The sequence below is a fragment of the Coleofasciculus sp. D1-CHI-01 genome, assembly GCF_040218875.1.
GTDB lineage: Bacteria > Cyanobacteriota > Cyanobacteriia > Cyanobacteriales > Coleofasciculaceae > Coleofasciculus.
The window spans coordinates 14,564-33,211 of record NZ_JAVJQP010000092.1; the positions used below are offsets into that span (position 1 = coordinate 14,564).

General features: G+C 45.1%; 11 protein-coding genes and 2 pseudogenes. 9 read left to right on the forward strand and 4 right to left on the reverse strand.

All coding sequences use genetic code 11. From position 1 onward, the window contains the following. Positions 1–178: 178 nt before the first annotated feature. Together glsA (RIB93_RS16755) and glsA (RIB93_RS16760) are read left to right on the forward strand one after the other, a co-directional pair. Positions 179–1,135 (forward strand): annotated as a pseudogene (gene glsA, locus RIB93_RS16755) (glutaminase A); the annotation flags it as partial. Between the two features lie 213 nt (positions 1,136–1,348). Beyond that, complete coding sequence (gene glsA / locus RIB93_RS16760; RefSeq protein WP_446373931.1) at positions 1,349–2,296, forward strand: glutaminase A; 948 nt, start codon at positions 1,349–1,351, stop codon at positions 2,294–2,296. A gap of 128 nt (positions 2,297–2,424) precedes the next feature. On the opposite strand, the gene asnB is transcribed toward glsA (RIB93_RS16760), so the two are convergent. Next, entirely contained in the window at positions 2,425–3,927 is a 1,503-nt protein-coding gene (gene asnB / locus RIB93_RS16765; RefSeq protein WP_446373870.1) for an asparagine synthase B, read from the reverse strand. Between the two features lie 328 nt (positions 3,928–4,255). After that, positions 4,256–5,257, reverse strand: coding sequence for a phosphoribulokinase (locus RIB93_RS16770; RefSeq protein WP_446373871.1), 1,002 nt, complete (start codon positions 5,255–5,257; stop codon positions 4,256–4,258). 945 nt (positions 5,258–6,202) lie between these two features. Here RIB93_RS16770 and petH point away from each other — a divergent pair. From petH to RIB93_RS16790, 4 genes and pseudogenes are all read left to right on the forward strand, one after another. Beyond that, the gene (gene petH, locus RIB93_RS16775) at positions 6,203–7,384 is read left to right on the forward strand and encodes a ferredoxin--NADP reductase (RefSeq protein WP_446373872.1); all 1,182 of its coding nucleotides are present in this window, start codon (positions 6,203–6,205) and stop codon (positions 7,382–7,384) included. Positions 7,385–7,687: 303 nt separating this feature from the next. Further along, positions 7,688–9,571: an ATP-dependent zinc metalloprotease FtsH2 gene (gene ftsH2, locus RIB93_RS16780; RefSeq protein WP_446373873.1), complete on the forward strand. Its 1,884-nt coding sequence runs from the start codon at positions 7,688–7,690 to the stop codon at positions 9,569–9,571. A 248-nt stretch (positions 9,572–9,819) separates the two neighbouring features. After that, positions 9,820–9,954: a hypothetical protein gene (locus RIB93_RS16785; protein ID WP_446373874.1), complete on the forward strand. Its 135-nt coding sequence runs from the start codon at positions 9,820–9,822 to the stop codon at positions 9,952–9,954. A gap of 15 nt (positions 9,955–9,969) precedes the next feature. After that, positions 9,970–10,479 (forward strand): annotated as a pseudogene (locus tag RIB93_RS16790) (Uma2 family endonuclease); the annotation flags it as partial. Between the two features lie 832 nt (positions 10,480–11,311). Here the strand turns inward: RIB93_RS16790 and RIB93_RS16795 are convergent. Further along, the gene (locus RIB93_RS16795; protein WP_446373875.1) at positions 11,312–12,541 is read right to left on the reverse strand and encodes a caspase family protein; all 1,230 of its coding nucleotides are present in this window, start codon (positions 12,539–12,541) and stop codon (positions 11,312–11,314) included. Between the two features lie 137 nt (positions 12,542–12,678). Here RIB93_RS16795 and RIB93_RS16800 point away from each other — a divergent pair, with 137 nt between their 5' ends. After that, entirely contained in the window at positions 12,679–14,025 is a 1,347-nt protein-coding gene (locus RIB93_RS16800; RefSeq protein ID WP_446373932.1) for an SUMF1/EgtB/PvdO family nonheme iron enzyme, read from the forward strand. 10 nt (positions 14,026–14,035) lie between these two features. Here RIB93_RS16800 and RIB93_RS16805 read toward each other — a convergent pair whose 3' ends face one another. Further along, complete coding sequence (locus RIB93_RS16805; protein ID WP_446373876.1) at positions 14,036–17,404, reverse strand: AAA domain-containing protein; 3,369 nt, start codon at positions 17,402–17,404, stop codon at positions 14,036–14,038. A 492-nt stretch (positions 17,405–17,896) separates the two neighbouring features. Between RIB93_RS16805 and RIB93_RS16810 the strand changes: the two genes are divergently transcribed. Further along, positions 17,897–18,220, forward strand: a complete 324-nt coding sequence (locus RIB93_RS16810; protein WP_446373877.1) for a hypothetical protein — start codon at positions 17,897–17,899, stop codon at positions 18,218–18,220. Continuing rightward, the gene (locus RIB93_RS16815; RefSeq protein WP_446373878.1) at positions 18,217–18,582 is read left to right on the forward strand and encodes an aspartyl protease; all 366 of its coding nucleotides are present in this window, start codon (positions 18,217–18,219) and stop codon (positions 18,580–18,582) included. Before RIB93_RS16810 ends, RIB93_RS16815 begins: the two co-directional genes overlap by 4 nt. Positions 18,583–18,648: the final 66 nt, after the last annotated feature.

Sequence of the window (18,648 nt, forward strand, 5' to 3'; positions counted from 1 at the left end):
TTGTACCAAACCGAGACTCTATGTGGTATTCAACGGTTTAAACAGTCCGTTTGTCCGGCAATCCCCAACTTCAACGAAGTAAGTTGGGGTTATTGAATGTGTGCTGTTTATTAGCCTTGACCCAGTATAAATTAGTTCATGAATAAAATTTAAGCCAGTTCGGAAACAGCAGACCAGGATGATCAACACCAACGAGTTGCAAACACGAGCCAAAATAACTGAGCAGTTACCCGATATTCTCCAAGAATTGCATCGCTTATATCAGCCTCTGAAAGCGGGATGGGTTGCCGACTATATCCCAGAGTTGGCGCAAGCGAATCCGGATTGGTTCGGGATTACGGTGGTGACGGTGGATGGTCAGGTTTATACTGTTGGTGATACGTCGATCCCGTTTACGATTCAGTCAATTTCAAAGCCGTTTGTCTATGGACTGGCTCTGGAAGATCATGGGTTGGACTATGTTTTGGAACGAATTGGGGTTGAACCAACCGGAGAAGCTTTTAATGAAATTATCGAACATGAGGAGATCCAAGAGCGAAAGTATAATCCGATGGTGAATGCGGGCGCGATCGCAACCACCAGTTTGATTAAAGGGTTAGATTTATTTGAGCGGCAAACTCGCTTACTGCGTATGTTCCACCGCTATATCGGTCGAGAGGTGCAAGTGGATCAGGCGGTGTTTCAGTCCAAGAAGAAAACCGATAACCTGAATCGAGCGATCGCCTATATCATGCAGAATTTTGGCTTGCTCGAAGGCAAGATTGATGACATTCTCGACCTTTACTTCCAGCAGTGCGCCTTAATGGTCAATTGCCAGGACTTAGCGGTGATGGCGGGTACTCTGGCAAATGCTGGCATCAATCCAATTACAGGAGAACGCGCCCTGAAAGCTGATTATGTGAAAAACTTAATCAGCATCATGTATACCTGCGGTCTGTATGACTTCTCCGGTCAATGGACGTACAAAGTCGGTCTACCTGCCAAAAGTGGTCTATCTGGGGCAATTATTGGTGTAGTTCCCAACCAAATGGGAATTGCTGTGTTTTCTCCTCCTCTAGGAGAACACAGTAAAAGCCTGCGAGGGGTCAAGGTGTTTGAAGCCCTATCACAGCACTTGCGACTTCATGTCTTTGATAAAGTCGTTGACACGCCAGGTTATTTGCCAGAAACGATTAACCAAGACGGTAACAACAGTACTGAATGTCTGGACATTAACGATGAGCAGTTAGCGATCTCCCAAAAAACACCGTCCTATCCCCAGTCGCGGGCAGTCGATGAAGGCACAACGAACACGCTACCGATGCGAGAACGCCCACCGAAAGTCACGCCAAAGCTCAACTCGGCAGCCATGATCGCTCAGTTGCATGTGAGTCCCACGTCCTTTATTACCGATTTGCGGGAATTACATCGCCAGTATCTTCCCCTCAGACAAGGGAAAATTTATGTGAGCGAACCGGATCTGGTGGAAATTAATCCCGATTGGTTTGGTATCTGTATTGTTACCGTCGATGGTCAAGTTTACACGGTTGGCGATTGGGAGCAACCGTTCTTAATTCAGTCCATCTCGAAAGTGTTTGCCTATGGAATGGCACTTTCGGATTGGGGACGAGATTATGTGGTCAGCCGAGTGGATGTAGAACCAACCGGAGATGCCTATAACTCGCTCATCAAGGTAGAAGAGAACTCCAAGCGCCCCTACAATCCCATGGTAAATACAGGTGCGATCGCGATTACCAATTTAATTGAGGGAAAAGGACCGGCTCATCGACTGAATCGTCTCCTGGAAATGTATCGTCGCTATGTGGGTCATCGTGTTTTTGTGGATACACCCAGCTTAGTGTCTGAACAAACCGCAGGCGATCGCAACTGGGCAATTGCGTACTTGTTGCGAAATTTTGGCATGATTTCTGGGGAAATCAAACAAACCCTGGATCTCTATCTCCAGCAGTGTTCGGTAATTATCAACTGCCACGATTTAGCGGTGATGGGAGCCACTCTTGCCAACAATGGGGTCAATCCGATGACGGGAGAACAGGCAATTCATTCCGATTATATTAAGGACTTACTCAGTGTTATGTTTACCTGTGGCATGTATGACTTTGCTGGGGAATGGGTGTACAAAGTCGGGTTTCCAGCTAAGAGTGGCGTTGGGGGTGGCATTATTGGCGTTGTTCCCGGTGTCATGGGAATTGCCGTCTTTTCACCTCCCCTGGACAAGCGGGGGAACAGTATCCGGGGGATTAAAGTGTGTGAGGAACTATCGAGGCGCTTCGGCTTACACATCTTTCAATCATAACGATTTGCCCCTCGGCTCCCCCGGCTCCCCCGGCTTCCCCGGCTCCCTCGGCTCCCCCGGCTCCCCCGGCTCCCTCGGCTCCCCCGGCTCCCCCAGCTCCCCCGGCTCCCTCGGCTCCCCCAGCTCCCCTAAACGGGTCGTTCTGACCAACGGGCAACGTTCGCCAGAATTGATTCCGGCTGCTCAAACACATCCATAAATATCTGGTGATAATAGCACTCTTCCGCAGAACGTAATGGCGCTTCTGGATGTTTCTGGCGATAGGTTTGGGCTTCCTCTTCACTCATTCCCTTTGCCAGCATTTGCGTTAATAAATCCACTGTGCCACTGCCTTCATCAAACTGCTCTTTCGTGCGCCAAACAATTTCAGAAGGTAGCAGATCCTCAAAGGCTTTTCGCAAAATCCATTTTTCGACTAATGGATCACCCGCGAGTTTTAAATGGGCGGGAATTCTTTGACCGAGTTCAATCATTTTCAGATCCAAAAAGGGAACTCGTCCTTCCAGGGAGTGAGCCATGGTTAAACGGTCTACTCGCTGTAAGTTAATATTGTGCAGGCTAGTCACTGAGCGACGCAATTCGCGATGTAGTGTATCGTTATCGGGAATGCCTTTGTAGTAGGTGTAACCCGCAAACAGTTCATCAGCCCCCTCACCCGTGAGAATCACCTTGACATACTCGGCGGCGAGTCGTGAGGTAAAGTAACAGGGAATCGCACTGCGAACTAAGTCTTGGTCAAAGGATTCCAAGGAATAAATAATTTCGGGTAGTTTTTCCTGAACTTCCTTGGGTGTAATTAGATATTCATGGTGAATCGTATCCAGATACTGGGAGACTAAACGGGCGGCTTTTATGTCTTTACTCCCTTCAATCCCCACGGAGAAGGTATGCAGTTTCTCGATATGCTGTCTGGCTACAGCCGTGGTGATACTGCTGTCTAAGCCACCGGAGAGGAAGCAACCGAGGGGAACATCACTCATTAGCCGCTTCACCACAGACGCTTCCACGGTTTCCCGCACTTCGCGAATTAAAGCGTCTGCATCTGCGTCTACCTCTGGCTGAATATCTGGCACTTGGTAGAACGTTGAAAACCCAGTTTCTGAGGAGAAAAAGGTGCCGGCTGGGAATTCCTGGACATTTTCGCACACATAAGCGATCGCTTTGAGTTCTGAGGCAAAAATAAACGCACCGTCTTTTTTACCGTAGTATAGAGGTTTAATGCCAATGGGATCACGGGCAGCAAAAAATTTATCCCCATCCGCGATCGCAAAAGCGTACATGCCATCGAGTTGCTCAACGGACTCGATTCCCTGATCTTCGTACAGATGCAAAATTGCCTCTGTATCGCTTTTAGTCCGGAACTTAAATCGTTCCGCTAACTGGGGGAGTAACTGAGGAAAATTATAAATTTCGCCATTTCCGACAATCACTCGCGCCTTGCGATCGCCGTATATCGGTTGGTTTCCCCCTTGCGGGTCCATAATACTCAACCGTCGATGTCCCAGAACACCTGCCTTAATCGGAGATACAAACATTCCTTCAGCGTCTGGACCTCGATGGATTAAAGTATCCATCATCTTTTTAACGCTGGTTTGATCAATTTGCCCCCATATTCCAGCAATACCACACATTTATGCTATGCACTCCTTTTAGTTTGGGTTTCCATCGAGTGATTTTGCCAAGCCTATCAATTTTGACACATCGCTTAAAATTGGTCACATTGATGGTTAATTAGTCTCTTACACTGCTTTTGGTAGTAAGTGAGGTACACAGACAGATCCCCGACAACTCCTACGAAGTCGGGGATCTTGCTTAGATTAATCATTAACCCACGCCACCTAAACAAGTAGGGCATGGGCAATATACAATATACAACCAACACTATCCAGTCCAAGTTGAAAACTGGAGATTCTTTTCGGGAAAAACTACAGGTTTCAACCTAGACGCGGTTTCCATCAGTTATACATTCGCGGGCACTTGCGCCTTAGATGTTAACCGTTCGTAAGTGGTTCGCATCTTCAGCCCCACCAGAATCTGGAATAACCCAGAACCATTGTTAGAACCGGGATAGTCCTTATGCTTGAGCAACAGTTCGGTCATCTCACCATAGTATTTCGTGGAGGTATTGCTGAGGTGACTTTCGATGTAGATCATCTCCTCTAGATTGTCAAACTGACCATCCACTTCCAACACGGACACATCATGACCGAAGTAGCTATCCGGACCATAGTATAGTTTGATCCCAGGATAAGCACAGGTCAACTTACGACCACAAGGTCTCCAGTCAATGGTAGATCCTTCATCAAACAGATAGACAGGCTCAAAGCCTTCTACACCTTCTTTCTGAACCAAGCGCACCCGCAGGATCTTGCTTTCCTTATCGTCTTTGAGAAGCTGAGTTGGCAATATCTGAATCACGACATCAGCAAACTCTTTTTGGGGTTCGATATAAGCACTGAAGTCAGGGCGTCTAGCGTTAATGGACGCCAGAATATCTTCGTAGGTATGTCCCCGTTCTGCCATATCCCGCTGGATTTTCCAGTTTATCTTGACCTCATCACTGATATCAAGATAAACACCGAAATCAACTAGCGATCGCACGCGCTCATCATACAGGGGGTGCAATCCTTCGATCACCACGACTTTATTGGGTTCTACCCGTTCCGGTGGATCAAGTTCACCCGTCTCGTGGTTATAAATTGGCTTATCAATCGCCTGACCATTTTTGAGCGCTTTGATTTGCTCATACATCAGGTCAAAATTATTCGCCTTGGGGTTAAGCGCTGTCACCCCTGCCGCTTTACGCCCTTTACGGTCTAAGCTGTGATAGTCATCCAAGCAGATGACCGTCATAAACTCTTCACCAAACAAGTCGGCTAAGCGATGCAGAAATGTGGACTTCCCGCATCCAGAGTCTCCAGCGACGGCTATTAATACCACGCGGTCTAGCTGAGTGGTCATAGTTTCCCTCTAACGCAAAAAATAGTTTCAAATAGAGTTTCCAGCAATCCAAGTCCCAAGTCTAGGGTCAACCAGTCTGTTGATCGCGTGCCTTTAACCCGTCACGGATTTGCGACAGGTGTGAGTCTTCCTCAGCGGATAAGACTCCAACCAGACACGGGGTAAGTATTTAATACTAGCGGCTGTTAGTGGATTCTACCAAAATGAGATTATGTCTACAAGTCTTAACCTTTCTCCTCAATTCCTTAACATAATCCTAAAGTGAGTTGTGCAAATTGGATCAAAAAATTTCAAATTGACTCGATTTTAGCTGTTTGTCGGTCAATGACGGAGTTCTCCACCTGAGCCACCTGCTGAGAATTGCCTCCTATACAGATGCCTACAGGAGTCCTAAGAGTCGGAACTTTGCCAACTCAATCAATTAGACGTATTCTAGAGTATACATTGAACCTACTTCATTCCCCACCCAGTTGAGCCGAGTTAACGACTGTACACACTCCGCTTTGTCGTGAGCGTGTGGGCTAGAAGCCGAGTCTGTTGCCCAAACAGCGATTGGATGCAATGCCACTCGGATTGGCATTACTGGGAATTCATCCCACACTGAATAAAAATTACAAGGTGGGAAATCTATTGCCGGATTAGCTAACGGGGGAATATAGCGCTACGCGCTAGGCTTTCTTGCAATAGGCAATGGGCAATAGTGAAGAAAAACACTTACCTGACAAGGGATTGAGCGATTTAATTTTTTTTCTTTTGTCCTAACATGTATGCGTAGCGCTATAACGGGAGTCCACAGCCAGGTATCAAGGTCAACGACCTGCCATCAACTCTACGGGATGAAGCGACTGAAACCCTGATTGGGAGGTTGCTTCATTCGTCGCGAATTGATGAAATGTTGTACTGAGCAATATATCGTAATCGATTGGTTTAGAGAGAAATAACGCAATGTCTAGTAACACCACAGCCAAGAATCGCCTGTTTCTTTACGAAGTGACAGGTCTAAGTCAGAACACCGAAACCGACAAAATGGATTATCCCATTCGTAGTAGTGGTAATACGTATGTTACAGTGCCATACAGTCGAATGAATCAAGAGATGCAACGAATCACCCGCATGGGTGGCAAAATCGTCAGCATTCAACCTCTTGATGGTGTGATGAATGCCAAGAATGGAATGAATGGCAAAGCGACTGAAGCCGATGCAGCGCCGTCGCCGGAAACTATCGTTCATAAAAAATCATCAAAAGAGGGTGTTCCTGTCAATCTGTACAAGCCCAAAAAACCCTATCTAGGCAAATGTATTGAAAACTACGAACTGGTTGCAGAAGGGGGATCAGGGACAGTTCGCCACGTCACCTTTGACATCTCTGACGGGGATATGTGGTACTTGGAAGGTCAGAGTATCGGCATTATCCCACCGGGGAAAGACGAAAGGGATAAACCGCATAAACTCAGACTCTACTCCATTGCCTCCACTCGTCATGGTGATCACCAGGATGATAAGACAGTTTCCCTTTGTGTTAGACAACTGGAGTACAAGCACCCAGAAACCGGGGAAACCGTCTATGGCGTCTGCTCAAGCTACTTGTGCAATCTGCCAGTTGGCACCGATGATGTCAAGATCACCGGACCCGTTGGGAAAGAAATGTTACTTCCCGAAGATCCAGATGCTACCATCCTGATGATGGCAACAGGTACAGGAATTGCTCCCTTCCGGGCTTACCTGTGGCGGATGTTGAAAGAAAAGCACGAAGACTACAACTTCAAAGGGTTTTCGTGGCTGATTTTTGGTATCCCCTATACGGCAAACATTCTGTACAAAGAGGAATTGGAAAAACTCCAGCAAGAGTTTCCCGATAATTTCCGTCTCACCTACGCCATCAGCCGTGAACAGAAGAACAAAGAGGGTGGCAAGATGTATATCCAGCATCGGGTGGATGAACATGCCGATGAACTGTTTGAGTTAATGCAGAAGGATAATACCCACACCTACATTTGCGGACTCAAGGGAATGGAAGATGGCATTGATGAGGCACTTTCGGCTGCTGCTGAACGGCAAGGGATAAACTGGGCTGATTTCCAGAAATCTATGAAGAAAGCCCATCGCTGGCACGTTGAAACCTACTAATACGGCTCCCTTGGTCGCTAAACGCCAAACGTTTTTTGTCTAGCTTAGATTAGCGCGTCTACAGGTTGAGGATTGAATCCTCCAGTGTAGGCGCGTTCTTGGTCTGTTTCCTGTTCCCTGTTCCCTAACAAATGACGAATGACTATAAGACAGTTGCCCAAATCCTGAGAATTACGTTAAATTTGATTAAGCAGAAGTAAAGTTTCCTATTCAAACCACCGTTTAAGCTGGACTTTGTGCTAAACAAGAGGCTCTTTAAGAGCAAAAGCCAAACCAGAAAACAAATATCTAGAGGCATAAGCAATGAAATTTTCCTGGAGAATTCTCCTACTTTGGACAATACCCGCTCTTGTCATTGGGTTTTTCCTATGGCAGGGAGCGTTTTCTCCGGCTGCTGGTGATTTAAGTCAAAATACCGCCAGCACCCGGATGAATTATGGTCGCTTTTTAGAATACGTTGAGAAAGGGAGAGTCACGAGTGTTGACCTCTATGATGGGGGTCAAACGGCAATTGTAGAAGCGACTGACCCGGAGCTGAATAAAACGAATCGCTGGCGCGTCGATTTGCCTGCTAATTCTCCTGAGCTAATCACTAAGCTGAGAGAGGCTGATATTGCTTTAGATACCCATCCAGCACGTCAAGATGGGGCTGTTTGGGGAATCTTAGGGAATTTAATTTTTCCGATTTTATTAATTGGTGGGTTATTTTTCCTCTTCCGTCGTTCCAGTAATATGGGCGGAGGTCCCGGTCAAGCGATGAACTTTGGTAAGTCTCGCGCCCGGTTCCAGATGGAAGCGAAAACGGGAATTCTTTTCGATGATGTGGCGGGAATTCAGGAAGCCAAGGAAGAATTACAGGAAGTGGTGACATTCCTGAAGCAGCCGGAACGGTTTACAGCAGTTGGCGCACGGATTCCGAAAGGGGTGCTGTTAGTTGGACCTCCGGGAACAGGTAAAACATTATTGGCAAAGGCGATCGCGGGTGAAGCTGGAGTTCCTTTCTTTAGTATCTCTGGTAGTGAATTCGTGGAAATGTTTGTCGGTGTGGGTGCATCCCGTGTCCGTGACTTGTTCAAGAAAGCCAAGGAAAATGCCCCTTGTCTGATCTTTATCGATGAGATTGACGCCGTAGGACGACAACGGGGTGCTGGTATCGGCGGCGGTAATGATGAACGTGAGCAAACGTTGAACCAGTTGCTGACGGAGATGGATGGGTTTGAAGGCAATACCGGAATTATCATTATTGCTGCCACCAACCGCCCTGATGTGTTAGACTCCGCCTTATTGCGTCCCGGACGGTTTGACCGTCAGGTGATTGTCGATGCGCCGGATTTGAAAGGACGGATTGGTATTCTGGAAGTCCATGCGCGGAATAAGAAACTGGCAACGGAAATTTCCATTGAAGCGATCGCGCGGCGCACTCCTGGATTTACTGGGGCAGATTTAGCCAACTTGTTGAATGAAGCGGCAATTCTGACAGCCCGTCGTCGTAAAGAGGCGATTACCATGCTGGAAATCAACGACGCTGTTGACCGGGTGGTAGCGGGTATGGAAGGCACACCGTTGGTGGATAGTAAGAGTAAGCGGTTAATTGCCTATCATGAAGTCGGTCATGCGATCGTGGGGACGGTGCTAAAGGATCATGATCCAGTGCAGAAAGTGACCTTAATTCCTCGGGGTCAAGCGCAAGGATTAACCTGGTTTACGCCCAGTGAAGAGCAAGGCTTAATTACACGGGCGCAGCTTAAAGCCCGGATTACTGGGGCATTAGGCGGTCGTGCTGCCGAAGAAGAGATTTTTGGTCATTCTGAAGTTACCACAGGTGCCGGTGGCGATTTACAGCAGGTGACGGGAATGGCGCGACAAATGGTGACTCGTTTCGGCATGTCCGATTTAGGTCCTTTGTCTCTGGAAAGTCAACAGGGAGAAGTATTCCTCGGTGGCGGCTTGACGAATCGGGCGGAGTATTCCGAAGAAGTCGCGTCTCGCATTGATGAACAAGTGCGCCGGATTGTGGAACATTGTCACGACGATGCTAAGCGGATTATGCGCGACAATCGCGTTGTAATTGACCGCTTGGTGGATCTGTTGATTGAGAGGGAAACCATTGACGGCGAGGAGTTTCGTCAGATTGTGACGGAATATACTCATGTTCCGGAGAAGGAGCAGTACGTTCCTGTGCTGTAATTTCGGATAGTTTAATTGATTCATTGAGTAGGGATGGTGAATATCATCCCTATTTTTTGTCTGTTTTAGGCGAGAAGCAAGAGGAGGCGATTGAAATCGCTGCTACACAAACATAGGCGAAGCCTTCCCGAAGGGTAGTCCGCCTGCGCGGACTGGGTTATAACGGGGATAGCGTTCCCCGGATTTGGTATTAGTCCAAATCTTTATTCTCGGCGATAATAGTGATTAGCTGAGCAAGAAGGCTAGCGATGATTAATGTAATCGTCAAACCCAATACCATCGAGTTGCCAGCCGGAGCAGTGGTGAGAGTTCCTGGAACCTGGCAGGATTATCAAGTATTGCTGGAACATTTAGGCGAAGCTGCTTCGCAGCCGCTACGCTAACGCACTTCCCCTCGTGTCAAGTACCGCCATGGAGAACTACTACTAATGGTTCCTTTGCCTGAACAGGGTAAGCAACTGGACATTATCGTGGAAATGGTCAAGGTGTTGCTACGCCATCAGGGACTCAGGTTCGACTCTTACCACGAAACCACCATGGATTTACCCAATCATAGTGGTGTTATCCCGGATCATTTTTTCTATATTGGTGAGTTACCTGTGGTGGGAAAACGTCGGATTGATTGGAGTAGTGATCCGCCACCGGATTTGGCAATTGAGTGCGATGTTACCTCATTCACCAGTGTTAATGATTATTTGCCTTATCGAGTTAGGGAACTTTGGATTATTCGCCAACAAAAGATTAAAATCTATCAGTTCCAGGATGGGCGGTATAGTTTGGTTGAACAGAGTCAGTTTTTCGGTGGATTTGACCTGAATGCTATCTTGACTGAGTGCATCAAAGACGCTTATGAACTTGGATCTGGCGCGATTGATAAATTGAGCGATCGCTATCCTCGCCAACGCTGATAGAGAAGGTGTAGAGACCGAACATGGACGGTCTGGAGGACGTTTTCATCTTCTCTGTGTGCCCACGTGCCACCCGTACTATGGTTTCCCGCAACCCCGCATCGGCTAACTCAGCGTTATCCTGCACAATCTAATCTGTCCTTCCTCACCATTGGGACAGGTTAATAGGGTATTCATCAGGGTTAGATAGGCTTGTTGGCGTGCGTCATCCATGGGGCAATCAGAAGGCAGGGGAATGGTTAGGGTTTGAGTATTTCTTTTTTGAATAAGTTTGACGTGATATTCCGTGGACATAGTAATTCTTATCGGGTATTGCCAACCCGCGTTAGTTCTCCTATAGGGGCGACCCGCTTGCACCAATTAACAACGGTGTTTATCTAATTTACTCGGGTCGCCCTTAATTCAAGCCTTGATGGAAAAACTACGAGCTAAGGGTATTGATCCAGAACAATTGTAAGTGTGATTGGGATTGATACGGAGTGGCATTCAAACTGAAGTTCCCCCAACCAAAAAATCAAAACTGCCTCACCGTGCGGCTTTCCGCGATTTTTTAGCCGCCGCACATGGGTACAATCGCTGAAACCTTGATGTAGCGTGGGTTTCAACCGATCTCTTGTCATATTGCCAAAATACCGCGTTGGCGGAGCCTGTTCCAAAGGAACGTATCGCGGTATTTTGGCAAGGGCTACATGGGTACAATTTTTGAGGGGGTTGAGCGCTAAAACCACCACGGAATAAGGCTTTAGCCTGGGTGCAGTACATCTGTATGGGGGGAACTTCAGTTCAAAACAGATAGGGGAAATTAACTCAAGTTAGCCAATTCAACGGCTTATCACTGAGGCAACGATCCTCGCAGCGCGTTGACTAAGCGATCAAACTCACGCTCAGCACGGCGAGGATGGACAAGATCTAATGTAGTCAGCATACTCAGCCGCGTGGGTAACTGATTTTGCTCGATTGGCGAGATTTTAACAGGTAGTAGGCGGTATGTACCTTCCTGAATACCCATTGTTTGCGCCAGGATGTTCTCAAACTCTGCCATGTTATCTGTCAGATAGGCTTCCGAGAGTACGATAATAGTACGTTTGGACTGAGTAATGCCGCGCTCTATATTAACTACACGGGCTACGCCAGGGGTTTCAACATCGCCAGAAACAGCGAGGCGCAAATCGACTTTTTCTAATCGCGGTAGTAGTGTGTCCCACACCCAGGTAGTATCAGGCTCTTGATCTACATAACTGATGTAGGCATCATATCGAAAATTCTCTTCCACTATGGGGACAATACCTTTTTGACCACCTAAATAAAGAGCAATTGGGATATTCTCTTCTAGTTCTGCCTTGAAAATGGGGTGTTGGTTGGCGTTGTCAGCAGTAACTTTGGGTTGAAGATACTCAAACAGATCAAAAATCCGGATAAGACCGTCATTGCTTGGGATACCGCCTTGTAAACCTGCTAGTAAGTGCTGGGTAAAAAGACTGTTAGCTGCACCAGGTAACACATAGGAAAATTCTGTGTCACGGGAAGATGCTAGAATTACTCGTCCCTGTCCTTGCTGCAATACATCATAGTAGCTTTCTGGCAAGCCAGCTTTAATGACTAGACCAAATTTTTTGGGCTGACCAATACCACCTGAGTGACAGCAATCAAAGATCACTACAATCTTTCTGGCGGGAATAGCCCTTAAAGCTTCAGTAAGCTGAATGCCAGAAATTGCTGTTTGAGCTATTGATGCCTCTGATGTTGGGTCTGTCTCAACAGGTAACAGGTACTCACCAGTATGGGAACCACACTCAATTCGTCCACCGTGGCTAGAAATGTACAAGAATACTGTGGAGTCCTGATTACTAGTTTGAGTAAGGTGAGCCAGTGCTTGGCTAATAGCTGCTTTAGTAGCCTGCTCATCTAGCAGTAATTGTACGTTGTCTGGAGAGTACCCGCAGTGTAGGGGGTCAATAAGCAAGTTGTAGATATCCCGCGCATCCTTTAAGACAGTTGATGGGAGTTGTGTAAGGTTTTGGTAGTTGGCAATACCGACCACTAGTGCGTATGCATTTTCCATTCCCGACATGAAGGGTCTCCTATTTAGCTAGACATGACCGATGGGACTGACAATAATAGATTTATAGTTAATTCATCCGCTCAATACCTAAATTGAGCTGAGGATTAGATACAGATACACCATTGCCATTGAACAGCATGATCGGTCAGAATGATTACCAGTATGATCTGTTCATTTCCTACACTACTACTGACCGCACTTGGGTTGAAAAACACCTATTACCTAAGCTGGGCTTGCCATCTAAGCGAGTTATTACTACTCAAGACTTCCGTCCTGGGGCAACGAAGGTCAATGAGTTCGAGCGTGCTGTCACCAAAAGTCACTACACTGTGTTGGTTTTCACCCCCAATTACAAAAAGGACAAGTGGTTTAAGTTAAGCGAGAATTTGGTCTCGTACTTGAGCGTAGCCGAGCAACACGATCGCCTGATTCCACTACTTTTAAAACCCTGTGATCTACCTTTACGTATCGATTACCGCGTCCACCTTGACTGTACTGACTCGAGTAATTGGGAGAGCGAACTTAGTCGCCTCCGTGCTTTGCTAGCTGAACAAGACCCGAATTTTGGAACTCAAACTCAAAGCTCGCAAACCGCGCATCTGTCGCCTATCCCCACCCTCTCAACCTTAAAGTTTGAAGTAGTAACAGTAGATGCCATGGGGAAAGTGGCTAACCGTTGCTCTAAAAAGGCACAGTACTTCATAGAAAGTTTAGGCGGTGTAGTTGAGCTAGAAATGGTTTCCATCCCAGGTGGTAAATTTACGATGGGATCACCTAAAGCAGAGGAAGCATCCCAGGAAGATGAACGTCCTCAACATCTAGTCACTGTCAAACCTTTCTTTATGGGTAAGTATCCTATTACTCAGGCGCAGTGGAGAGCGATCGCGTTCCTTGCGAAAATCAAACGCGAACTCAACCCTGACCCATCCTGTTTTAAGGGGGATAACTTACCTGTTGAACGAGTGTCCTGGTATCATGCACTAGAGTTTTGTCAGCGACTGTCGAGAGAAACGGGAAGAGAATACCGATTACCAAGTGAAGCTGAATGGGAATATGCCTGCCGCGCCAGAACATCAACCCCATTCCATTTTGGTAAAACAGTTACAACTGATCTAGCCAACTATTGTGGACAAAACCGAGAAATTGAGGGAATTTTGGGCAAAGGAACTTATGGTAATGAACCTTGTGGAGTTTATCACCAACGAACTACCGAGGTTGCTTGTTTTCCAGCTAACAGCTTCGGACTCTGTGACATGCATGGTAATGTCTGGGAGTGGTGTGCTGACTATGACCACCAGAACTATCAAAGCGCACCATTGGATGGTAATGCGTGGATAACTGATGGCAATTCAGAATATAGAAAATTGCGGGGTGGTTCCTGGGATTACTCTCCTCATTTCTGTCGTTGTGCATCTCGCTTTTCTGAAAATCCGAATATCCTCAACAAGGAATTTGGTTTTCGAGTTATTTTTTCTTCTGGGTAAATTTTTCTGATTATTGAGTTCTGAGACTATAAATTCTTTCTTTTACATCTGCGATAGAGGATAAGTCTGAAATTTTTATGCTCGTCTCTCGGCGAATTTGAACCTTGGGATTTATTAGTGACCTCCTAATACACTGGCTTCTGTAAGGATGAGAAAGCCAATTCCAACTTCCGAAAACAGCAAATTTTGTGTCGCAAATCAAGATCTTTTCATTGGTTCCTTTACTTTCTATATGTATTGCTTCCCCTAATCGAATTAAATCTGAACCTGGATAATGATCAAATAATTCTTTCAGGTTTTTCTCGGCGTAAACATCATTATTATCATGTTCATTTTCCTCGCTAGTTTTGTGACCATAAACTAGTGTCACCTTCACTCCTCTTTCCAAAGCTGAAACAACATCATTAACAAAATATTTCGGTTCTTCTCCTCTAATCCAAGGCGTAACAATCACCAGTTCCTGTTCAGCTTGCTCAATTGCTTCTTTCAAAATATTTAAATGATCACAATTATAAATCAGCACAGATCCCGGCTGTTGCTTAGGAATTTCAACCTCAGATTTATACTCTAAAATATTTCCCTGGTCTCGAATATGTTCAACGAGTTGACGAGTATAATTTCCAGCTTTCTCTAGTCTGTAAAGATTACCCACTAGAATAAACAGTTCTTTAGCTCTCGATACGGCAACATTCAGAAGGTTGGGACGCCGATTAATCCAAGCAACGTTATCTTGCGGTCGGCACACCTTTGTTGAGAGGATAATTACCTTTTTCTCAGACCCTTGAAAAGCATGAATCGTGCCAATAGATTTTTTATCTAAATCAGGCAAATTTCGACGCAAACCGTCCCTTAACGCATCAGCTTGAGCGCGAAACGCTGAAATCACACCAATATCTTTTAGTGAGTAGCCTTGATTATATAAATGCTGGATTAAGTCACCTATTGCAGTAACTTCTTCCTGATTAACATTACCTTTAATATTTCCCTCAACATGATAAGCAATCAAATTTGATTCTAGCAGTGAAGTAACGGGTGCTGTTTTAACTTCTAATCCATAGTTAGCAATTTTATTGCAATATTGAATAATGCTAGGTTGACAGCGGTAATGCTCAATCAAACAAATTCCTTTGCCCTTATCGTTGTTTTCTCCTCTTGCTCCTGCGGCGCGATGATAAGAAGTTGCACTATATTCTTCTGGACTATAACAATGGTAATCAATTTTAGTTAATCCTTTGTCAAGAAACGCTGTGTGAAAGTAGTTATCACGTCTCTGCTCACTCAAAGAGATTACAGGCTCTATTTGGAAAGGATCTCCAACAATAATAGCTTTGCGCGATCGCACTAACAGAGGAAAGGTCTGATGCAGTGGAATCATTCCGGCTTCATCTATAATTGTGCGGTCAACACATTCCTCTACCCACGGCAACATATTTCGTATTGAAAGTAATGTACTAGTAATCACTGGAAAAATTAAGCTCGAATATTTAATATTATCATCTAAATTTTCTTCCATTTTATATTTATCTTTCCAATTTCCAGAAAGCATATTTACATACAGTTCTAAAGTAGATTTCACACGTTCTTTATAAAGGAGAGCTTGCTGATCAAGAAACAGCAGCGATAGTTTAAATAACTCTTGGTGCTTGTTATGAAAATTTTCATGAAATGAAGCGTAAAAATCTTCCAGTTCAGTTTCTAACCTCCGTTCCAAATCACTCAGTTCTGAGCCGATCTCATATCTTTCTCGCTCTCGACTGATTAGAATTTCAGAAATTTCTTGTAATTTTTCTTGTACGCTTTTTAGCTCATCTGCTTTATCTAGTCGTTCTCTAACCAACTGCGCCTGTCTTACCAAATCACTGCGATTTTTGGGGGCTTCCACAGGAAAGGAGGTACTAAATGTGCTTTGGATTGCGGAATGACAAGCTGACCTCGTATTAGCCAAAATATTTTGTTCTGTTTTGCCAATCAGCCACCGCCATAAACGAATCCACCAAGGCAAATTTCCTGCGGGTAACTGTAACTCAGCCGTATCAAAGTGCAACTTAATTTGTCGATAAGCTTCTGTGGGAAATTGTTCATATTCTGCCAAGTATTCAACTCGTATCTGAAAATTAATTTTAGCCTTTTTATCTCCATCTAATTGTTCTATAATTGCTTGGTATTTTCGTTTGAAACGAGGCATATTTTGTTCGGCGAATGATCTTTGGCAACGTAATTCTAAATGAGCCAATTCTTGCTGCCTCAGTTCATCTTTAATAGATTTTATTTGCTGTTTTATCTTAGTACTATGATTTGCATTGAAACTAGTTTTTTGCAAGTAATCGATTGCAGCGTTTAACTTTTCGATCGCTCCTCCCGCAGATTTAATGTTAGGTGTGCTTCCTCCTTTAAGATAGAAAATACGGTTGTTCAAAGATTCATTCAGTTTCTCAATTACGTTTTCAACTGCTTTATTATTAGTGCTGCTAACAACGGTCAAATTATTAATATCCTCATCATTCTCAACCAGGCTAATTGCACGTTGTACTACCTGTTGAGCAATCAGATGAAGGATTAGAGTAGTTTTCCCAGAGCCGGGAGGACCCTGGACTGCCGTTACAGGTTCTGTTTGGGCATGTTTTATTGCTGTTAATTGCGAGTTAGTTGGTGCATGGGTTGGGAAAGCTCCCATATAGGTAATCTCATCTTGATGATCTTGTGGTGTACCGAATAGATATTCGCGAGCTGGATGTCCTTGTTTCAACCAATATTTTGATCGTGACTTAATATCTTTTAAATCTTTCCGGAGCTTGCCAGTAAATCTGCCTCCGGTAAACTCAAACAAATATGGCTGTCCCTTAATTTGTTTACCAGAACGACGAGGTATAACAACCCGCTCCATCCACTCCTGATAACTATCAAATGTTAGCTCAAACGTTGTTTCGAGAAAGCGTCGCAGTCCATCTTGGGTGATTAATTGCTCTTGCTGTTCATCATCCAGTTTTAGGAATGTGGCTAAGTTATATCCTGCTTCCGTGAGTGTCAGGTTATCTAGATTCCATCCATCTTCTCGGTACTCTCCTTTAAGTATGGATGTAATATCCAAGCTAAACAGAGGACAAAAATAAGATGTTTTGTTTTCTACATCCAAAATTTGGGGAAACGACAAGACCCAAACAGCTTCCTGTTGATCTTTTGGTCTCTTGGCAACCTTTTGTTGCAGTTCTGAAAAGATATCTGTCTCAATTAATACATGATCACCTACTAGCTTTATACCCCGCTGTTTTACGGTATCCTGATTGGCTACTTTGATTCTGGCGCTACTGTAATCGTCCAAAGCGATGTAGTCAAACCAGGCGTTGAGAATCGCGTCTACCTTGCTTACTTCGTTCAACATCCCCTTCAGGCTACCTTGTATACCTTATTGTCCTTTCTAGCATTTTCTGGTTCCTGATTTCAATAGCCCAAGACTGGAAGGGAGTATCTCATCAAATGCTATCTAGCTTTTGACGGGTGATTTATAAAGTAAATCTTAAGATGCTATAAGTTTCGTTATTAGTGGGTTAGGGCGGACATGTTATTAAAGGTTATTTTCCTGATCAAGTACCCGCCTAACCCACGATGGCGGTGTGACACAGCTAAAATGGTGGAATAGATTTTACAGTTAAATCGGGCGCAAGGCTTTGCGCCCCTACGGTTTCTGAATGCAAGCGTTATCCATCAAAGTAAGCGTACCATGCCACTACTGGCTCGGAACCCTGGAGTCCTAGAGCTTTCTACCGGGTTCCTAGCAAAAGGGGGATAGTTAACCTAGATTGAGTATCAGGGAGCGGCATGTTAGATAAAATACCATTACCACAATCCCTAATGTAACATTCTCGAACTCAACATGACATCCTTACCACAGAAGCGCCAAGCAAGACGGGGACGGATATTCCCAGAATATACCATCCCGCCAGAAGAATTAGCCAGACGCAGAGCGAAACGCATTGAACTGGGCAAGCGTTGCCGAGTTATTTTTGAACGACTTCGCCCGGAACTGATTGAACAATACTACAATTGGTTCATTGCCATAGAACCCGATAGCGGCGACTATTTAATTGACCCAAAACTAGACGGAGTGCTTCAAAAAGGACAAGAACGTTATGTCAATACTGATGTTAAGCTAACAATCTTTCGACTGAATGAAACCGGAACTTGCGGCACGATATGATTGTAGGCAGGTTTGGTGAAAATGGGGAGTTGTTCTTTGAGATTGAACTGATAGCCGCAAATGGCGAACGTTTTGCCGTTGAAGCACTTCTAGATACGGGTTTTACCACAGGTTGGCTAGCACTTAACGCTCAGGATATCGAGGCGTTACAGTGGTCTGCGATCGCCTATGAAATCGACATGACAACGGCGCGAGGTAATGAGCTTTTTGACCTCTATGCAGGAACGGTAATGATCGATAACCAAGAGTTTACCATTCCCGTTCACGTTGGAGAAGGACTCCCTGATATTTTAATCGGTTCTCAGTGGTTAGATAGTATCGAACTAATCGTAAAGAAACGAAAGGGTATTTTGACATTATAAGTTCTGGAAAGGGAGTAAAATCAATTGTATTTTGTTGCACGGGGGGAACCAGAAAATACAGCGCTT